This window comes from Proteus sp. G2669, from assembly GCF_009915245.1.
GTDB lineage: Bacteria > Pseudomonadota > Gammaproteobacteria > Enterobacterales > Enterobacteriaceae > Proteus.
In genome coordinates this window covers 18,457-36,061 of sequence record NZ_JAABLX010000018.1, presented here as the reverse complement: position 1 = coordinate 36,061, position 17,605 = coordinate 18,457, and the positions used below count along the sequence as shown (strand labels likewise).

Annotated in this window: 16 protein-coding genes, 1 tRNA gene and 2 pseudogenes; 8 read left to right on the top strand and 11 right to left on the bottom strand. The window is 36.4% G+C overall.

Features of this window, described 5'->3' with window-relative positions:
• From GWI68_RS05025 to GWI68_RS05015, 3 genes and pseudogenes are all read right to left on the bottom strand, one after another.
• Window positions 1–1,149, bottom strand: a pseudogene (locus GWI68_RS05025) (IS3 family transposase); the annotation flags it as partial.
• Window positions 1,150–1,245: 96 nt separating this feature from the next.
• Window positions 1,246–1,760 (bottom strand): annotated as a pseudogene (locus GWI68_RS05020) (integrase arm-type DNA-binding domain-containing protein); the annotation flags it as partial.
• Between the two features lie 164 nt (window positions 1,761–1,924).
• Window positions 1,925–2,012, bottom strand: a tRNA-Ser gene (locus tag GWI68_RS05015).
• A gap of 182 nt (window positions 2,013–2,194) precedes the next feature.
• Here GWI68_RS05015 and tusE point away from each other — a divergent pair.
• The gene (gene tusE / locus GWI68_RS05010; RefSeq protein ID WP_109408833.1) at window positions 2,195–2,524 is read left to right on the top strand and encodes a sulfurtransferase TusE; all 330 of its coding nucleotides are present in this window, start codon (window positions 2,195–2,197) and stop codon (window positions 2,522–2,524) included.
• A 37-nt stretch (window positions 2,525–2,561) separates the two neighbouring features.
• On the opposite strand, the gene GWI68_RS05005 is transcribed toward tusE, so the two are convergent.
• On the bottom strand, window positions 2,562–2,843 hold the full coding sequence (locus GWI68_RS05005; RefSeq protein WP_166539571.1) for an acylphosphatase: 282 nt from the start codon (window positions 2,841–2,843) through the stop codon (window positions 2,562–2,564).
• A 197-nt stretch (window positions 2,844–3,040) separates the two neighbouring features.
• Between GWI68_RS05005 and hspQ the strand changes: the two genes are divergently transcribed.
• Window positions 3,041–3,361 (top strand): heat shock protein HspQ, encoded by a 321-nt coding sequence (hspQ, locus tag GWI68_RS05000; RefSeq protein ID WP_006537351.1) that lies wholly within the window; start codon window positions 3,041–3,043, stop codon window positions 3,359–3,361.
• 79 nt (window positions 3,362–3,440) lie between these two features.
• On the opposite strand, the gene GWI68_RS04995 is transcribed toward hspQ, so the two are convergent.
• Complete coding sequence (locus GWI68_RS04995; protein WP_109408831.1) at window positions 3,441–3,854, bottom strand: CoA-binding protein; 414 nt, start codon at window positions 3,852–3,854, stop codon at window positions 3,441–3,443.
• Between the two features lie 137 nt (window positions 3,855–3,991).
• Here GWI68_RS04995 and GWI68_RS04990 point away from each other — a divergent pair, with 137 nt between their 5' ends.
• A complete protein-coding gene (locus tag GWI68_RS04990) occupies window positions 3,992–4,450 on the top strand; it encodes a methylglyoxal synthase (protein ID WP_072069639.1) in 459 nt (152 codons plus the stop codon).
• A gap of 2 nt (window positions 4,451–4,452) precedes the next feature.
• Here GWI68_RS04990 and helD read toward each other — a convergent pair whose 3' ends face one another.
• A complete protein-coding gene (gene helD / locus GWI68_RS04985; protein ID WP_166539570.1) occupies window positions 4,453–6,504 on the bottom strand; it encodes a DNA helicase IV in 2,052 nt (683 codons plus the stop codon).
• A 114-nt stretch (window positions 6,505–6,618) separates the two neighbouring features.
• Here helD and yccS point away from each other — a divergent pair, with 114 nt between their 5' ends.
• Window positions 6,619–8,787, top strand: coding sequence for a YccS family putative transporter (gene yccS / locus GWI68_RS04980; protein WP_166539569.1), 2,169 nt, complete (start codon window positions 6,619–6,621; stop codon window positions 8,785–8,787).
• Between the two features lie 75 nt (window positions 8,788–8,862).
• Here yccS and GWI68_RS04975 read toward each other — a convergent pair whose 3' ends face one another.
• Window positions 8,863–9,471 carry a TfoX/Sxy family DNA transformation protein gene (locus GWI68_RS04975; protein ID WP_109408828.1) on the bottom strand — a complete coding sequence of 203 codons (609 nt, stop codon included), beginning with the start codon at window positions 9,469–9,471 and terminating at the stop codon, window positions 8,863–8,865.
• A gap of 231 nt (window positions 9,472–9,702) precedes the next feature.
• Here GWI68_RS04975 and sulA point away from each other — a divergent pair, with 231 nt between their 5' ends.
• Both sulA and ompA read left to right on the top strand, forming a co-directional pair.
• A complete protein-coding gene (gene sulA, locus GWI68_RS04970; protein WP_166539568.1) occupies window positions 9,703–10,254 on the top strand; it encodes an SOS-induced cell division inhibitor SulA in 552 nt (183 codons plus the stop codon).
• Between the two features lie 349 nt (window positions 10,255–10,603).
• Window positions 10,604–11,695 carry a porin OmpA gene (gene ompA / locus GWI68_RS04965; protein WP_166539567.1) on the top strand — a complete coding sequence of 364 codons (1,092 nt, stop codon included), beginning with the start codon at window positions 10,604–10,606 and terminating at the stop codon, window positions 11,693–11,695.
• Window positions 11,696–11,876: 181 nt separating this feature from the next.
• Here ompA and matP read toward each other — a convergent pair whose 3' ends face one another.
• Window positions 11,877–12,338: a macrodomain Ter protein MatP gene (gene matP / locus GWI68_RS04960; RefSeq protein WP_072069645.1), complete on the bottom strand. Its 462-nt coding sequence runs from the start codon at window positions 12,336–12,338 to the stop codon at window positions 11,877–11,879.
• 364 nt (window positions 12,339–12,702) lie between these two features.
• Between matP and GWI68_RS04955 the strand changes: the two genes are divergently transcribed.
• A complete protein-coding gene (locus GWI68_RS04955; RefSeq protein ID WP_166539566.1) occupies window positions 12,703–14,445 on the top strand; it encodes a Lon protease family protein in 1,743 nt (580 codons plus the stop codon).
• Between the two features lie 83 nt (window positions 14,446–14,528).
• Window positions 14,529–15,047, top strand: coding sequence for a bifunctional 3-hydroxydecanoyl-ACP dehydratase/trans-2-decenoyl-ACP isomerase (gene fabA / locus GWI68_RS04950; RefSeq protein ID WP_023581351.1), 519 nt, complete (start codon window positions 14,529–14,531; stop codon window positions 15,045–15,047).
• Window positions 15,048–15,164: 117 nt separating this feature from the next.
• Here fabA and GWI68_RS04945 read toward each other — a convergent pair whose 3' ends face one another.
• The 3 genes from GWI68_RS04945 to GWI68_RS04935 form a co-directional block, all read right to left on the bottom strand.
• Entirely contained in the window at window positions 15,165–15,656 is a 492-nt protein-coding gene (locus GWI68_RS04945; protein ID WP_166539565.1) for a hypothetical protein, read from the bottom strand.
• Between the two features lie 860 nt (window positions 15,657–16,516).
• Window positions 16,517–16,687, bottom strand: a complete 171-nt coding sequence (gene rmf, locus GWI68_RS04940) for a ribosome modulation factor (protein ID WP_023581348.1) — start codon at window positions 16,685–16,687, stop codon at window positions 16,517–16,519.
• Window positions 16,688–17,161: 474 nt separating this feature from the next.
• On the bottom strand, window positions 17,162–17,575 hold the full coding sequence (locus GWI68_RS04935; RefSeq protein ID WP_166539564.1) for an ASCH domain-containing protein: 414 nt from the start codon (window positions 17,573–17,575) through the stop codon (window positions 17,162–17,164).
• Window positions 17,576–17,605: the final 30 nt, after the last annotated feature.

Here is a 17,605-nt window from a genome sequence, read left to right as displayed (position 1 = left end):
TTTTAGAGTTTTTCCAGTATCTCTTTTCGGATTCGTTTGGTGATAATCCTCCGTTATATTCGTGAGGTCTGTGTACGCTGTAATACCCGACAATATAGTCCGTTATTGCATGGACAGCATCACTAAAACTTATGTAGCCAGTCATGGGTACCCACTCGTTCTTCAGGCTCCTAAAGAAGCGCTCCATTGGACTATTATCCCAGCAGTTTCCGCGTCTACTCATACTTTGTTTGATCCGATATCTCCATAGTAACTGCCGAAACTGATTACTTGTATAGTGGCTACCCTGATCACTGTGGAACATCATCCCTGCTGGTTTATCCCGAGTTTCCCACGCCATTTTCAGCGCTTTGATGGTCAATCGACTGTCCGGAGAGAACGACATTGCCCAGCCCACCGGTTTTCTGGCGAACAAATCGAGAACAACGGCGAGATACGCCCAGCGTTGGCCTGTCCAGATATAGGTGACATCGCCACACCACACTTGATTGGGCTCAGTCACTGCAAATTGACGTTCGAGATGATTCGATATAGCAATATGTTCTTGTCCGCCACGTTTGTAGCGGTGTTTCGGTTGTTGACAACTTACAAGGCCGAGCTATTTCATGAGCCTACCGGCAAGCCAACGCCCCATTGGGAAGCCCTTGAACGTTGCCATTATGGCAATACTCCTTGCCCCAGCAGAGCCATGGCTGATGTTGTGTAGTTCCTGAACTTGACTGCGCAATACGGTGCGTCTTCTATCAGGCTGAATAGGACGGGCATTCCAGTATTTATAACTGCTGCGATGAACCCCGAATACATGGCAGAGAGTGGTTACGGGATAACGCGCCCTGAGCTTTCCGATTAACGTAAATTGTTCAGGGAGTCTGACATCAAGAGCGCGGTAGCCTTTTTTAATATTTCATTTTCCATTTCAATACGTTGAAGTTTCTTTTTGAGTTCACGTATTTCAATTTGCTCTGGCGTGATGGGAGAGGCTTTCGGCGTTTTGCCAGCCCGTTCATCGCGCAACTGTTTTACCCATCGGGTCATAGTGGAAAGACCGATATTCATGGCTTTAGCTGCATCAGCAACAGTGTAGTTCTGATCAACAACTAACTGAGCAGATTCATGTTTAAATTCTGCACTGAAATTTCGTTTTTTCATTAAGGCACCTTTATTGTTTGAGGTAAGCATATCACCTCTATTCAGGTGGCCAAATTTATTAAACCACTACAGTAATAATGGCGTACTTCCATACCTCCCGCAACGTTGACGCACTTTCTTTAGCTTCTCGGTTGCCCCGCGCTTTTCCATAATAGAAAGCACTTCGAGTAATTCCATTGGTTTGATTTCGGCAATCGGGCGATTACCTATATAAGGAAGACGTCTTTTTCGAATGCGTCCATCATGTCATCACGATAACTAACAGACCAGCGATCCTTTCTTCCCTCATACCATTCAAGGGCGATATTTTTAAAGGTGTTTACACTGTCAATCTTTGAGGCTTGCTTTTGTTCTTTGCGTTGTTGGTTTGGGTCAATTCCATCCGCCAGTAATCTCTTTGCATCATCACGCTTTCTTCTGGCATCAGCTAGTGTAACGGTTGGATAAATTCCAATAGCTAAAAGTTTCTCTTTGCCATCGATTCGGTATTTTAACCGCCAATACTTTCCGCCATTAGTTTTAACCAATAGATACAGTCCACCACCATCAGATAGTTTGTAGTCTTTTTCTTTAGGCTTACTGGAATCAATTTGCTTAACGGTTAGCTTCATTTGGGGGTACTCAAATCATGGGGTATAAATGTACCCCCATATGTACCACCTAAAGGGGGTAGTTTTCAATAGACGATAGTAGACGTTGGAATAATGGAATTTTGTTGGATTGCTTGATTTTACTGGGATAAGGAGACTTCAGGAGACGCTAGGAGATGATGAAATGGCGGAGGAGGAGAGATTCGAACTCTCGGATGGTTTCCCATCGGCGGTTTTCAAGACCGCTGCCTTCAGCCGCTCGGCCACCCCTCCGCAATGGGGAGCAATATAAACATCTAGGCTTATATTGTAAAGGTCTTATTGTACTGTTTGATGTAAAATTAAACGCATTACAAGTCAATGGCTTAATTAATCAACGATTTATGGGTTCTGCTTGGGTATTTTCCTTATTTTTGCTAAATTAACGCTATTATTTTTGATTGGTCATAAAGCACATGTTTGTATTTAACGGAAAAGAAATCGAGACAGATAGTCACGGTTATCTAAAAAATAGCAATGAGTGGAGTGAAGATATGGTTCCAACATTAGCTGAAATAGAAGAAATTGAACTAACAGAGCAACATTGGGAAATTATCCGCTTTGTTCGCCAATTTTATTTAGAATTTAATACCTCCCCTGCTATTCGTATGCTGGTAAAAGCTCTTGCGCAAAAATATGGCGAAGAAAAAGGCAATAGTCGTTACCTTTATCGTCTATTTCCTAAAGGCCCAGCGAAGCAGGCCACAAAACTGGCTGGTTTGCCTAAACCCGTTAAATGTATTTAAAATATTAGCTTCTAATAATAAATAACTAAAAACCACACTACTCACAATGGCGGATTGAGAAATCTGTCATTGATTCATATTCACAAGATGTAGCAGACCAAAATGTAATTTTGGCGCCTCTAGGGCCACCAGCTTCTAACCAATTTTCAAATTCTTTAAGCACACCTTCCTTTGCAAACGCTCTTACGCCCACACTGCCGTCATCACGATTCCAAACATAACCTGTTATTGGTTGTTTCTTCATCCATTGATAAGTAAAAAAACGAAACCCAACGCCCTGAACATGCCCTTGAATAATATATTCTCTACCCATTTTCATATGCTCTCCTGATAATGTTGTTAAAATAAAAATTCTACTCAGGTTATTGTCTTTTCTTTATACAATAGATAATCTGATTTTGTGAGGTTCTTTATTCATAATGAAAGCAAAGGATTATATTTTTTTCAAATCCTTGAAATTTCACTTTGTGCCCTCATATATATAACCAATAAGCAAGGCTATATGGAGGTGATACTATGATGACCGCCAGCAAATTTGGGATAGGACAGCAAGTTAGACATAAATTACTCGGCTACTTAGGCGTTGTTGTCGATGTGGATGCTGAATATTCCCTTGATCAGCCTAATGAGGATGATATTGCATCTAATGTGACCTTGCGAGCAGCACCTTGGTACCATGTTGTGATGGAAGATGATGAAGGACAACCCGTTCATACTTATCTTGCTGAAGCGCAGATAACTTATGAAGTTTCAGATGAACACTTAGATAATGACTCATTGGATGAGCTATCGCAGTCAATTCGTAGCCAATTACAGGCTCCACGATTACGAAATTAACCGAATAATCTAAATAAGCCGTGATCTGAATAAATATGATAATCGCCGAATTTGTTTTCGGCGATTTTATTTTAATTTTTTACCAAGGAAGGCCATGCGCTTCGATTTCTTTTTTAGGACAACGATCCATAACCACTCGTAACCCTGCTTTTTCTGCTAACTCTTTGGCATCTTCATTAATCACATCAATTTGTAACCATAAGACTTTGGCATTAATTTCAATCGCTTCTTTTGCGATCTCTAATGCAGCAGATGATTGACGGAAAACATCAACCATATCAATCGAGACAGGAATATCTTTTAATGAGGTATAACATTGTTGACCTAACAATGTTTGTCCAGACATACCTGGGTTTACAGGAATAACATCATAACCTTGTTCTAATAAGAATTTCATGACTTTATAGCTTGGGCGATCTTCTTTGCTACTCGCACCAACAAGTGCAATTGTTTTGACACTTCTTAAAATGTCATAAATGTCTGAGTCCACCATTTATATACTCCGTTCATCATGAAGATTGAAAATATTATGATACATCATAGTATCTTGATCCGTTCATAGCTTGTAAGATAAAAAAAAGGTATTTTGACAGCTGGAACAATAACTATATTTATTTTTAAAGGTATCAAATGGAACAAATTGACCGCACGCTCTTAAAAGAAAAAAATATCGCGCTTGTTGCCCATGATCACTGCAAAAGCTCATTACTTGAATGGGTTCAAAATAATCGTGAACAACTGTCTCTACATAAGTTATTTGCTACAGGAACCACAGGAAATTTAATTAACCACCACACCGGCCTAAGTGTTACTCAAATGCTAAGTGGTCCAATGGGCGGTGACCAACAAATAGGTGCAATGATCGCTGAAAAGAAAATCGATATTATGATTTTCTTTTGGGATCCATTGAACGCCGTTCCCCACGACCCGGATGTTAAAGCCCTTCTACGCTTAGCAACGGTATGGAATATTCCGGTTGCCACCAATCGTGCAACCGCAAACTTTTTAATTTCATCGCCTCTGTTTTCACAAGAATCTACAATTAAAATTCCTGATTACGAAGGTTATTTAAAAGAAAGATTAAAATAATTCTAAGGTTTTCGCTGTATAGGAACACCTTGAGATTTTAGCTCCGAAACAAAACAAGATGGCTGTTGTTTATTAAATAATAGCCATACTTGTTTTTTTGCTCTTGTTAATGCCACATACATTAAACGGCGTTCTTCCGCATTAGGATAATCTTCAACTTTTGGTAATAACGCTAATTCAATAATTGATTCCCTTGCAGGTGCTGGGAAAGCATCTTTGCCTTCTTGCAAACCTAAAATAATAACGTAATCAGCTTGTTGCCCCTTCGATGCATGAAAAGTCATAAATTCTAAATTTAATTTAGGCCACCGTGTCTTAGCTTTTTTTAATAGTTCAGGTTTTAAATAATGATAACGGGCGAGTAAAAGGATCGTTTCATCGTCACCAACATAACCACTCATTTTATTTAATAGATTTTCAAGTTGATCATCTGATAGTAAAACAACCGCTTTTTTATTGCCTTTAACTAGACTATTTAAAGGCTTAGATAATTGCATCGGATTTTGTTGAATAAACGTATTAGCAACATCACCAATTGTGTCATTAAAACGGTAGGTCGTATCTAATGCACATTCGGCGCCTTCTCCAAATGAATGATGAAAAGAGGTCGTTAATAATAATTCAGCACCACTAAAACGGTAAATAGCCTGCCAATCATCACCCACAGCAAATAAAGACGTTTGTTTATTTTGCTGCTTTAATGCTGTTAATAGTGATGCTCTAAGTGGCGAAATATCTTGAAATTCATCAACAAGTATATGTTTCCATGGGCTAATAAAACGTCCTTTTTCAATAAGATTGATAGCTTGATGTAATAAACCGGAAAAATCTATCGCGTCTTCTTCTTTTAATGCCATCTTCCATGCTTTTAATAAAGGCGATAATAATTTTAAATATTTTTTGAATGCATCTGTATATTCAGGTTGTACACTTTCAATTAGTGATTTTTGACTACCGCCTTGCATTCTTAATAAGCCAATCCAACGCTCTAACCTTACAGCAACTTGATTTTCTAATTTTCTATCATACCAAAATTCACCTTCTGGAATATCCCAATCAAGCTCTTGAGATAACCATTCACGCCATCCCTTTGCTTGCGCTTTTTTCTGCTGACATTGATTTCGCCATTCGCCTAATAATAACGCTCTTCTTTTTTCACTATTTATTTCAAGTTCACTAATTTTAGGTTGTTTTTTTGTCGCTTGTTGAATAATAGATAATGCTAATGCATGAAATGTTTTCGCCATAATATCGGCATTTAAACGCGCTGAAATACGCTCATTCATTTCTTGCGCCGCTTTACGCCCAAATGCCAATAACAAAATTTGCTCTGCTTGTGCTAAATTTCGGCGTAATAACCATCCTACTCTTGCGACTAGTACAGATGTTTTACCACTTCCGGCCCCGGCTAAGACTAAAATATTCTCTTCACCATTAATAACCGCACGACATTGTGATCCATTGAGTGGAGATGATTCAATTGTATTAAAAAACTCCGCATGCTCATTTAGCATTTGTGTTATCCACGCAGAATTTTCTTTATTAATAAGTAATTCACCTTGTTTTAACCACTCTAAACATTGCTGATAAAGTACTTGGCAATTATCAAATTGGGTAAGGCGTTCAAGTGGAAGTGGAATAGCCGATAAGCTTTCTTTTATAGATTGTTGAATTTCACTAAGCTTAGATTGTTTTATCCATTTATTGGATTGCATAATTTCAGTAATATTATGGAGTTGCTTCTCAAGAACTTGAGCACTGATTTCACTCATTTCTTGACTCCACATTTGCCATGTTTGGAATAGATATCGATAGAACTGCTGAGTTTCCTCCCAGTCTGTTCCATGTAATCGAACCACTTTATCTTCCGGCAATAAAAATTCTAATTCACCCCACACAATCCCTTTTTTACAGTAAATATTAATCAATTCATTAAAAGGAATTAAATACTGATGTTTTTCACCACTGACTTCAATACCTGCATTTAACAATTTGACTCTATTATAAGGATGCTGTGCTAAACGTTGTCCCATCGGAGTGGATTTCAGTTCCATACGTAATTCCTGCAATAAATAACAAATAGTCTGTTGTTAAGCTCTTTTTAATCGGTGATAAACCCTATATTCTAAGAGGTAATTATCTTCATCTTGTTTATTTAAGGGCTTTTTGTGTTCACTTTGCTAAATGGCGCCCGCCGATTTATCTATAATAGCCACTTTCTCTATTATATTCGCATAATAATCGCACTTACAGGAACGACTTTGTTTCCTTGGGTGTTAGGTCAAGAGCCTAAATACACCATTCCGCTGACTTTAGGTGTGGTCGCAGCCGCATTAACGGACTTAGATGACAGACTTGTCGGGCGTTTAAAAAACCTGGTCATTACCTTATGCTGTTTTCTTCTTGCATCAGCATCAATAGGATTGCTTTATCCCTACCCTATTTTATTCTTTTGTGGTCTAGCAATTTCAACTTGGGGATTTATTTTATTAGGCGCGCTAGGACAACGCTACGCTACCATTGCTTTTGGTGCTTTATTAATTGCCATCTACACTATGCTCGGTATGCCTATTTTCCCTATTTGGTATGAACAACCTATTTTGCTGTTGTTAGGCGCTATTTGGTACAACTCGTTAACCTTAGTTGGTCACTTATTGTTTCCTATTCGCCCTGTGCAAGATAATTTAACTCGTTGCTACCAGCAACTCGCAACATACCTCGAGGCAAAAGCAACTTTATTTGATCCTGATATTGAAGATGACTATCAACACTCACTTTATAGTTTAGCTATGGCAAATAGTCAGCTTATTGACACAATGAATCAAACTAAAGTCACGTTATTAAGCCGACTAAAAGGTGATAGAGGTCAGCGCAGTAGTCGCTTTACGCTTCATTACTATTTTGTAGCTCAAGATATTCATGAAAGAGCCAGTTCATCTCATGTCCAGTATCAATTATTGAGTAATGAATTGCGCCACAGTGATGTGCTTTTTCGTTTTCAACGTTTACTTTCTATGCAGGCTCGGGCTTGTGAACAAGTTGCACAATCAATTCTTTGGCATAAAAAATATCAGCATAATCCCGCCCTCGAGCGTTCCATTAATTATTTAGAAAATGCCCTCAATCATTTAAAAAATACAACCACAGAACCTCAATTAATGACTCCTTTGAATAATTTATTGCAAAACCTTCAAGGGATTGATGCGCTTTTACGCAGTATTAGCACAGAGCAGTACCAAATATCCCATGACCAAAAAGAAGAAACTCAACTTTCCGATGATGGTTTAACCGGATGGCGAGATATCGCATTAAGAATAAAAGAACATCTTACCCCTAAATCAGCACTTTTTAGACATGCAGTTAGAATGTCACTCGTGCTTTGTATTGGTTATGCAATTATTCAATTTTTCCAATTAGACAGAGGCTATTGGATACTATTAACCAGCTTGTTTGTGTGCCAGCCTAACTACAATGCAACACGTAGACGCTTAACATTACGTGTAAGTGGCACCATTATTGGTATTTTAATCGGTTTCCCTATTTTATATTTTGTACCCTCTATTGAAGGACAACTGGTATTAATCGTTATCACCGGCACGCTCTTTTTTGCATTTAGAACGATACAATATGCACATGCCACGCTATTTATTACATTATTAGTTCTGCTAAGTTTTAATTTACTTGGTGAAGGCTATGATGTCGCTCTTCCTCGAATTATTGATACCTTAATTGGTTGTGCTATTGCATGGTTTGCGGTCAGTTTTATCTGGCCTGATTGGAAGTTCCGCCAATTACCTTTTGTTATTCAAAAAACAATGACAAATAACTGCTATTACCTTGATGCTATTCTTATTCAATATTATCAAGGAAAAGATAATAGCTTAGATTATCGAATTGCTCGCCGTAATGCTCATAGTAGCGATGGTGAACTCGCTTCACTTATCTCGAATATGTCATCAGAGCCAAAAAGTTATCAAGCCTCCCAAGAGGTCGCTTTCCAGTTACTCTGTTTGAATCACACCTTACTTAGCTATATTTCAGCACTTGGTGTTCATCGTTCTAAAATCGAAGATGAAACAATACTTACGTTGCTGAATGATACTGTTTGTTATATCGACGCTGCTTTGCGTCACAAAACAGCGCAGGATAAAGCATTTAAACAACCTCATATCGAGTTAATTGAACGGATCAATTCATTACCTAATGCTGATGATGGGCGAATTCAATTAGTTGTTACTCAGATTCGATTATTACTAGATTTACTCCCTCAAATCATTAACTGCATTCAAATAATTGAGCAAGGAGAAACAAATAAAGCACTTGAATCACAGCGTTAGTGTTAATGCCTAATCGACGTTATTTTCTCTAATTTCATATGAGGACTAGAGAAAATAACTGTCGTTAGGTTTATTTTATTGAAAAGACAATTCATTATACCAATCTAATAGTTCTGCTTTTAGTTGGTTGGGTAACACGGAACGATGACATCCCATTATTGCCCCCGCTAATGAAAGTAAAATCTCACTATTTTTTAAATTATGGCTGCGCATTAATTTCAAATAACAGGCTTTGGCACCAATAAGTCGTAACTCTTCAACTTTATTAACCCCAATTTGGCTTAGCCTTTTCTCTAATATGACACCTAAATTAGGTAAATCTTTTATTCGGCATGGCCTTTTCCGTTGGCCTAAATACTCTTGCATGCTGTAGTGATATGACAAATCAATATATTGATCTAATTTTTGCTGATTTTCCCATAAAGAATCCATGATTTTATAATAACGTAACGTTATTGGTTTTCCTTTTTTCAGATAAATATAGGCTTCCATTTTTGTTGCCTTATAAAGCGTCTCTAAAAAATCGCTTCCTTTTAAATAAAGTTGATTATCAGACGTGATAGCAAACATAACGTCATCAATCATTAAGCTAACACCACCAAATTGAGACTTTGTTGTTAACTCTCCATATTTCGCAATGCGCGATAGCAAATGAGCCTTCCGTTGCTCAGGTAAAAATGACATTAAAACTCCAACATAAACATTGATGTGAATTTTTTATCTTTGAATTCAAAAACATGCATATGAAACTTACCATAGAAACAATAAAGAATTTACTTTTTATTGCCAATAGTTAACAGCTTGAAAATAGAGATTTACATAAAATTTGAGAGGAACTTTCAAAAAATTGAGCTTGATTTAAGCGAAATTTAGAGATACTGTATATTCATACAGTACATATAGGCAGAGGTAAACATGAAAATCTCAACATCATCTCCGACAAGACAAAACACCATTCTCCAAGAGATCTCGAATGAGGTATTACCTCTATCTATCCCTTCAGCAATGGTTACTACGGAAAGTAATAATAAACAAGGCATGGTAAGTGAACTTCTCTACCAAAATCCGCTCGTTATTAATCACATCCTTTTGCCATTACTAAAACAGTATAGCCATGAATCACGTTGGTTATTGTGGTTAAGCCCACAACAAAAACTCAATCGTTCTTGGTTGAAAAACGTAGGATTACCTCTTGATAAAATAATCCAATTAAATCATGCAAATAGAATAAATACGGTTGATTTGATGGAAAAAGCATTAATGAGTGGAAATTACAGTGTCGTTCTAGCTTGGTTACCAGAAATATCGCCAGAAGAGATGAAAAGATTAGAATCTGCTGCAAGCAAAGGTAAAAGCTTGGGGTTTATCATGCGTCAACAAATTAATACAAATATCCATTTAGAAAGTACTAATGCATCTAAACGACATTTGAATTCCGTAAAAATTCATTCAATTCACTACCATTAGTGAAATTTAAGAGTTTTCCTAATACTCAGAACACCTCGATATCATTTAAGATAAGTCAAAAGTATTTATAACCTAAATCATATAGTTACAATAAATTTAACAAAAATACAGAATCTTACCCATTGTGGAATTAGGCAGATCTTTTTAAAATTTTAAGTCGAATTTTAAAGGATTACTTGTAACTTTTTAAGTTCATTGTAGACTTTATGTCGTTAAGGTTATGCTTTAAATCCCATTTTTTGGGATCATCATTTGATGAAAGCATTGGATTCCTAACAATAATTTAACCAAGGGCAAATAATAAGGCTTAAAGCCAAATGCCTAACTTGGATGATAACGAGGCGTAAAAATGAAAAAGACAGCTATCGCATTAGCAGTGGCAGTGGCAGCTTTCGCAACTGCAGCGCAAGCAGCTCCAAAAGACAATACCTGGTATACTGGTGGTAAATTAGGTTGGTCTCAATACCAAGGTACTAGCAACCATTTTGAAGGTACTTCTATCGGTAATGGTAACACTCACCGTGACCAATTAGGTGCAGGTGCATTTGCTGGTTATCAGTACAACCAATACTTAGGTTTTGAACTGGGTTATGATTGGTTAGGTCGTATGACTTATAAAGGTTCATATGACAATGGTGCGTTCCGTGCTCAAGGTGTCCAATTAACCACTAAATTAAGTTATCCAGTAATGGAAGACTTAGACGTTTATACCCGTTTAGGTGGTATGGTATGGCGTGCAGATTCTTCTGCAACTAAAAACGCTACTTCTTTATCTCCAAAACAAGATCGTTTCTCTAATAACGATACTGGCGTTTCTCCAGTATTCGCATTAGGTACTGAATACGCGATCACTCCAAACATCGCTACTCGTGTTGAATATCAGTGGATCAACAACATTGGTGATAAAGGTACTCTGAATGCGCGTCCAGACAACGGCATGCTGAGTGTTGGTGTTGCTTACCGTTTCAACCAAGAAGCTCCAGCTCCAGTTGTAGCTCCAGCTCCAGTTGTAGCTCCAGCTCCAGTTGTTGAGAACAAAACCTTTACTCTGCGTTCAGACGTTCTGTTCAACTTCAACAAATCTACTCTGAAAGCTGAAGGTCAAGAAGCTCTGAATGGTCTGTACAATGAACTGGCTAACATCGACCCAACTCAAGGTCGTGTAGTCGTTATTGGTTACACTGACCGTATCGGTTCTCAAAACTACAACCTGCCTCTGTCAGAAAAACGTGCTCAATCTGTAGTTGATTACCTGGTATCTAAAGGTATCCCTGCAAACAGCATCTCTGCAGAAGGTCGTGGTAAAGAAAATCCAGTTACTGGCAACACATGTGACAACGTTAAAGCTCGTTCAGCTCTGATCGATTGCTTAGCGCCAGACCGTCGTGTTGAAATCGAAATCCAAGGTACAACTGAAGTTGTTGTTCAACCTGGTAAATAATTCAGATAGTAGAATAATCTACTGTTAATGAATTCAAAACCCTGCCACTGGCAGGGTTTTCTTTATGGGAAGAAAAAATATACAAATTAAGAATATAGAGGCAAAGATTGAATAAATAAAAAGGGGTATGAAGTGTCACAATAAAAAAGGTATTGTTAATACAGATAAAAAATAATATCGATTACTTTTCTTTATCTCGTTCTAATAACTCAATTAATCCATCTTTTAAACTATGTACTTTTAAAGCGTATTGCTCTTTTCGTTCAGCATCTTCAATTAATTGTACTATTGTTTCTGATAATGTTATTCCTCGGCGTTGTGATAAAGCCGATAAGCGCTGCCAAACTTTAAATGTTAAATCTATCGATTTTTTTCGTGTATGTTGATGCTCTGCATTAAAATACCGCTTTCTACGAGCACGAATAGTTTGTTTCATTTTATTGGATAGATCAGGATTCATATGCAAATCTATCCACTCTAAAACTTTTAATGGCTGTGATTCTATCAGTAATAATTGCTCGACAACCTCATCAGCCGCACTTTTTTCAATATAACGGGTAATTAACTCACCTTCACGATGTTTTTTGACGAGATATGCCCACTTCCAGCCACATTCTAGATTCTCTAATTGTTGATATTTCATACAAATCCCCGTGACAACGTAACTATATACTAGCATATCAACAATTTTACAAAAATACTGCCACTGAACCGAAATTTTTTGCCTATTTTATAAGCAAGGATGTTTTGGATAATCTTTTTTTATCAATTAATAACAAGCCTTGATAAGGGATAGTTTTCTGAGCACGTTATGATAGAATCGAGCGTCGCTATAATAAAACCTAATGGCTGATTTGTTAGCTCATTATTATAAGGTCGTAGCGATACATATTCCCTGCCTATGCAGTTGATGACAGTTAAAGAACCGTCTTATTGCAGGATAGATACCCACTTATAGTGGTATCTAATAAATCTCTTTTCACTAACCAATAATAAAAACGGTAACCTTGAAAAACAACGAATTAGAATGGCAGGCGTTACGTCCTGATTACGCCTCCTACCAGACTTTCTTTCAAACAGCATCTCAATTACCTGCATCTCTACTTCGTGAGGTTCAGCCTCGCCTGTACGAAAGCCTACAATGGCTAAATAATGCAGATTCAGGCCAATTTATGCTGTTAAAAGCCGATGATTCTACCGCTTACTTTGATATGTTGACAGACACATTAACGCAATCAGAGATCAAAACCTATCCGGTTATTGGTGCCTATCAAGCAGAATCAAATAAAATCTATTGGCAAGAAAATGTACAAGGTGCATTTTCATCATCAGAATCCATTACTTGTTGCCAGTGGATAGAACCCGAACAACTCTTTGGCTCTTTCTATTGTCATAAAGATAATGTCACTGTCAGCCCAGGTTTATTACATAAAGTTAATGGTGGAATTCTCGTTCTCTCCATTAAATCTTTATTAGCTCAACCATTAATGTGGTTTCGTCTGAAAAAAATGGTTGAAGAGCAACGCTTTGAATGGCTTGTTTGGAATGATAATCAATCATTGCCTTTGCCCATTGAAAGTATGCCTCTCAATCTGCGAGTGATTTTAGTTGGCGATAGACTAAGTCTTGAAGAGCTAGAATTTATGGAGCCAGAATTAAGTAACGTAGCTTTATATGGCGAATATGAATACGATATGTATTTAGAAGACGAAACAACACTTTCGCAATGGTGTGGTTTTGTAAATGCATTGAGCCAAAAATACCGTCTCCCTTCTTTATCAGCAGATGCTTGGGAAGTGTTATTAACACAAGCAGCAAGGCAACATGAAGATCAGTTGATCTTGAGCTTAGATTTAGAATGGATCTTACGTCAACTCCGTTACGCAATGCGCTTTAATCATGATGCTTATCTAAATGCAGACGCACTAAAAAAAGCAGAAGAAAATCGCTTATGGCGACATAGTTATCTATTAGAGCGTAGTCGTGATGAAATTTTGCAAGATCAGGTAATGATACAAACAGAAGGTGAAGCCGTTGGCCAAATCAATGGGCTTTCTGTCTTAGATTATCCTGGTTATCCTGATTTAATTGGTGAACCTACTCGTATAACTTGTGTTGCCCATATTGGTGATGGTGAGTTTACTGATGTTGAACGTAAAGCTGAGCTTGGCGGTAATCTTCATGCTAAAGGAATGATGATCATGCAAGCTTACTTAAACTCAGAATTACGTTTAGACCAACCACAACCATTTAGTACCTCTATTGTTTTTGAGCAGTCTTATGGTGAGGTGGATGGTGATAGCGCTTCTCTGGCTGAACTGTGTGCATTAATTAGTACACTTGCACTGCAACCAATAGATCAACAAATTGCGGTAACGGGCGCAGTTGATCAATTTGGTCAGGTTCAGCCTATTGGTGGCGTAAACCAAAAAATCGAAGGTTTCTTTGATATTTGCCAGCAAAGAGGATTAACAGGATCACAAGGTGTAATTATTCCTCTCGCGAATATTCGTCATCTAGTACTAAATGAAAATGTTCAACAAGCCGTCAAAGAAGAGAAATTTCATATTTGGCCTGTAACACATATCGCTGAAGCCATAACATTACTGACTCGTCAGCCATATTATGAAGAGCAATGCGAGCCAGAACAATCTGATGCACACTTGTTAGCTGTGATCCATGACCGTATAACACTTGCAAATAATCAAGATAGACCTAAGTTACCTTGGTTCTTACGCCTATTCAGATAATTCTATTTCAAGTGATCGGAGTTGTTCAGCGTACAAGTGTAAGCTATTCTGTTATCTTACATTTGATAAAGGCTATATAGACAATGGTTGATAAACGCGAATCTTATTCTAAAGAAGACCTCATTGCTTCAGGCCGTGGTGAATTATTTGGCCAAGATGGCCCACCACTGCCGTCTGGTAATATGCTAATGATGGATCGCATCATTAAAATGACTGAAGATGGCGGCACCCATAATAAAGGCTTTATCGAAGCAGAATTCGATATCAAGCCCGACTTATGGTTCTTTGATTGCCATTTCGTCAATGATCCTGTGATGCCGGGTTGCTTAGGCCTTGATGCCATGTGGCAACTTGTTGGCTTTTATCTTGGCTGGCTTGGCGGCGAAGGAAAAGGCCGTGCTCTTGGTGTAGGTGAAGTTAAATTCACTGGACAAATATTACCAACTGCAAAAAAAGTTACCTATAAAATTGATTTCAAACGTGTTATCAATCGTAAACTGATTATGGGTATTGCCGACGGTGAAGTGTATGTTGATGGTAAGCTGATTTATGAAGCAAAAGATTTAAAAGTTGGCTTATTTAAAGATACAACTGCATTCTAAGATCGATAATTCCAAAAGTTTATTATAAAAATACCGTGTAATATACAATACACGGTATTTTTTTATCTGTACTAATAATGTATTTATTCTATTTATAAAAAACAGATCATATTCAATTTAATTTTTATCAATACATTGCGTCGATTGCTTATTTTGTAAATACTGAAAATAGTCTTTAATTCTAGAAGAGAAAAATAGGCTATATGTAAGATAAACAAGCAATCCTGCTAAAAATAAGCTCCCTAATATTTCACCTGAACTTTCTGCTTGATGACTACCATTTGTATTATCAAATGCGTTTTGGATACCTATTGCTATTACAATAGTCATAGGAAGCATTGATATACACCAGAATATTTTCAGCATTATTGGTGCTATTTCTTTCTTCATAAAAATAACAAAAAGAGTAATAACATATAAACTAACGAGAGAAGAAGTTTGTATCATACTCCACACGATAGAAAGAGAAGCTACAAAATCAAAATCAACACTACTTCTTATAAATGCACCTATTAAAATGGAAATATTAGGTAATGAAGATATTAATTGCTGTAGTGTGAAGAAAATAAAAGCAATTAATATTATCCATAATGATATTGGTTTTTTCATTAAAACCTTCCTTGTAATTAAAAGTCGCTATAATAAATTAATCAATGTATAGTGTCACCAAATTAGTAAATAATTCTTATATGTGAAGATAAATTTAAGTTAAGTGATAGTCCCTATCCCAAATAAATATCACACTTAAAAATTATATCGACTTAGAATAAATAACATTAAGGAATAATCGTATGGAGATGATTATAAGCGCACTCGCAGAGCTTTTTAGTTTTCTTGTTGAGCTTACCTTTTTTCTTTGCAAAGTAATTGGCTATCGACTCACGATTTTATTGATTATATTTATTTGTATGTATGCAAATCAATTTGATATAAAATGGCTTTTAGGTTTTATTACAACCTCATTGTGTTTATATAGCCCCAATATATATAAGTTATTTAAAAAATCAAAAAACAAATTAAATTAATCTTTATAAAAAATTATTTTAAGGAAAATAAGTGATTACTAAAGGAAAAGTATCTAAAAAACACGCTGACTTTATGTTTTATTGTGGCATATTTTTGATATTAACATCTCTTATAACTTGGTTTACTTCGGAAAGAATTGATTGGCTATATAATTCTGTCAATTCAATACTTGCTATTTTTTTTACTATTTACGGGTTTCGTTTACGTAAGAAAATAAGTACAACCGAATAAAAAAATAATACCAGTATGATGTAAAAAGGCTCGCAGAATATGCAAGCCTTTTTGTATTCAATTTATAACTACTGTTTGTTATTTATACTCAAATTGTCCTGTATTCAATGTGAGCACAGAAATATATATAAATAACCCTTAATTTTTTTCGTCGGCAAAATTTAGTGATTATATTTAATATCACCATTGTTTATTTTACTACGACGGGTTATTTATTTTACCAGACTCGGGCGATCTTCCATGGCTTGTCGCCAACCTCCCAGCCAATGTGAACGCGCATCAATCGCGAAATAAGGACAAAGCTCTTTTGAACGGCCTTGCATACCAGCTTGATAACCTTTCGATAATGCTCTTGCTAAACGATCTCGTTTCTGTCTTTTCATGTCTAGACAACCCTCACGTTCTAAGTTTAAGCGGAAAGATAATGATTGTTTTTTCAACAACCACTATAAATTGATACGCTTTATTGAGCATTTAAGCAAGTAAAGAAGTTAATACAAATGTCATATTTGTGAAGCCGAGCTAAATTTAACTTTAGTAACACTTGTTATCATTAACTTTATTTAATTAATATTTGTAGGGTTATTTTAGGATTTAAAATAGTCAGAATAAGTATTTAGTTAAAATATTGATTTAATGTAACTTTTAATTATGTGAGATAATAATATTATTTTTTGTCTTAGATAATCAACAAATTAAATAAACAAAAATAATCTTTATTTTTAAAGTAATGTCAATATAAGCCATTATTAACCAATATAATTTTTTGCTCTTTTTTTACTTATTTGTAGAAAAGCTTATTAAAATTACCTTATTGTTATTAAGGAATTAGCCATTTTGGAAGGTAAAATAAGCTATTAATACCTCTTACATACTTCTATTAATTCAAACTCTTCAAATACCAACTCCATATCTTCTGAAAAACGACCTTCACGAGTAAAGAAGGTTTTATGCCCATCTTGCCAATATGCCAAACTTAAATCCCCTTCCCCCTCTTTTTTGGCCTGTTCTTCTGTGACTTCATTAAAACGGATTAACTGCAAAGAACGCGTGCGAATAACACAAACAGGCTCATTTTGACTATTTAAAATAATGCTATATCCACCAATAGCAGGAATAGCACTGTCACTAAAAAAACCGCTTAATGAGCTACACGTTGCCGTTTTTTTTCCTTCTACCACCAACACTACAAGTTCATCAGCTAACTGAGCATTATCACCAAATGACCAGCTGATTGCAGAGGGATATTTCTTTTTAAGCATTTCTAACATATAGCTTCCTTTTTTATTTTTTTGATAAAC

Excerpts from the sequence above, each read along its gene's own strand:
- tusE (WP_109408833.1), top strand. The coding sequence starts at position 2,195 with ATGTTTGTATTTAACGGAAAAGAAATCGAGACAGATAGTCACGGTTAT.
- GWI68_RS05005 (WP_166539571.1), bottom strand. The coding sequence starts at position 2,843 with ATGAAAATGGGTAGAGAATATATTATTCAAGGGCATGTTCAGGGCGTT.
- hspQ (WP_006537351.1), top strand. The coding sequence starts at position 3,041 with ATGATGACCGCCAGCAAATTTGGGATAGGACAGCAAGTTAGACATAAA.
- GWI68_RS04995 (WP_109408831.1), bottom strand. The coding sequence starts at position 3,854 with ATGGTGGACTCAGACATTTATGACATTTTAAGAAGTGTCAAAACAATT.
- GWI68_RS04990 (WP_072069639.1), top strand. The coding sequence starts at position 3,992 with ATGGAACAAATTGACCGCACGCTCTTAAAAGAAAAAAATATCGCGCTT.
- helD (WP_166539570.1), bottom strand. The coding sequence starts at position 6,504 with ATGGAACTGAAATCCACTCCGATGGGACAACGTTTAGCACAGCATCCT.
- GWI68_RS04975 (WP_109408828.1), bottom strand. The coding sequence starts at position 9,471 with ATGTCATTTTTACCTGAGCAACGGAAGGCTCATTTGCTATCGCGCATT.
- sulA (WP_166539568.1), top strand. The coding sequence starts at position 9,703 with ATGAAAATCTCAACATCATCTCCGACAAGACAAAACACCATTCTCCAA.
- ompA (WP_166539567.1), top strand. The coding sequence starts at position 10,604 with ATGAAAAAGACAGCTATCGCATTAGCAGTGGCAGTGGCAGCTTTCGCA.
- matP (WP_072069645.1), bottom strand. The coding sequence starts at position 12,338 with ATGAAATATCAACAATTAGAGAATCTAGAATGTGGCTGGAAGTGGGCA.
- fabA (WP_023581351.1), top strand. The coding sequence starts at position 14,529 with ATGGTTGATAAACGCGAATCTTATTCTAAAGAAGACCTCATTGCTTCA.
- GWI68_RS04945 (WP_166539565.1), bottom strand. The coding sequence starts at position 15,656 with ATGAAAAAACCAATATCATTATGGATAATATTAATTGCTTTTATTTTC.
- rmf (WP_023581348.1), bottom strand. The coding sequence starts at position 16,687 with ATGAAAAGACAGAAACGAGATCGTTTAGCAAGAGCATTATCGAAAGGT.
- GWI68_RS04935 (WP_166539564.1), bottom strand. The coding sequence starts at position 17,575 with ATGTTAGAAATGCTTAAAAAGAAATATCCCTCTGCAATCAGCTGGTCA.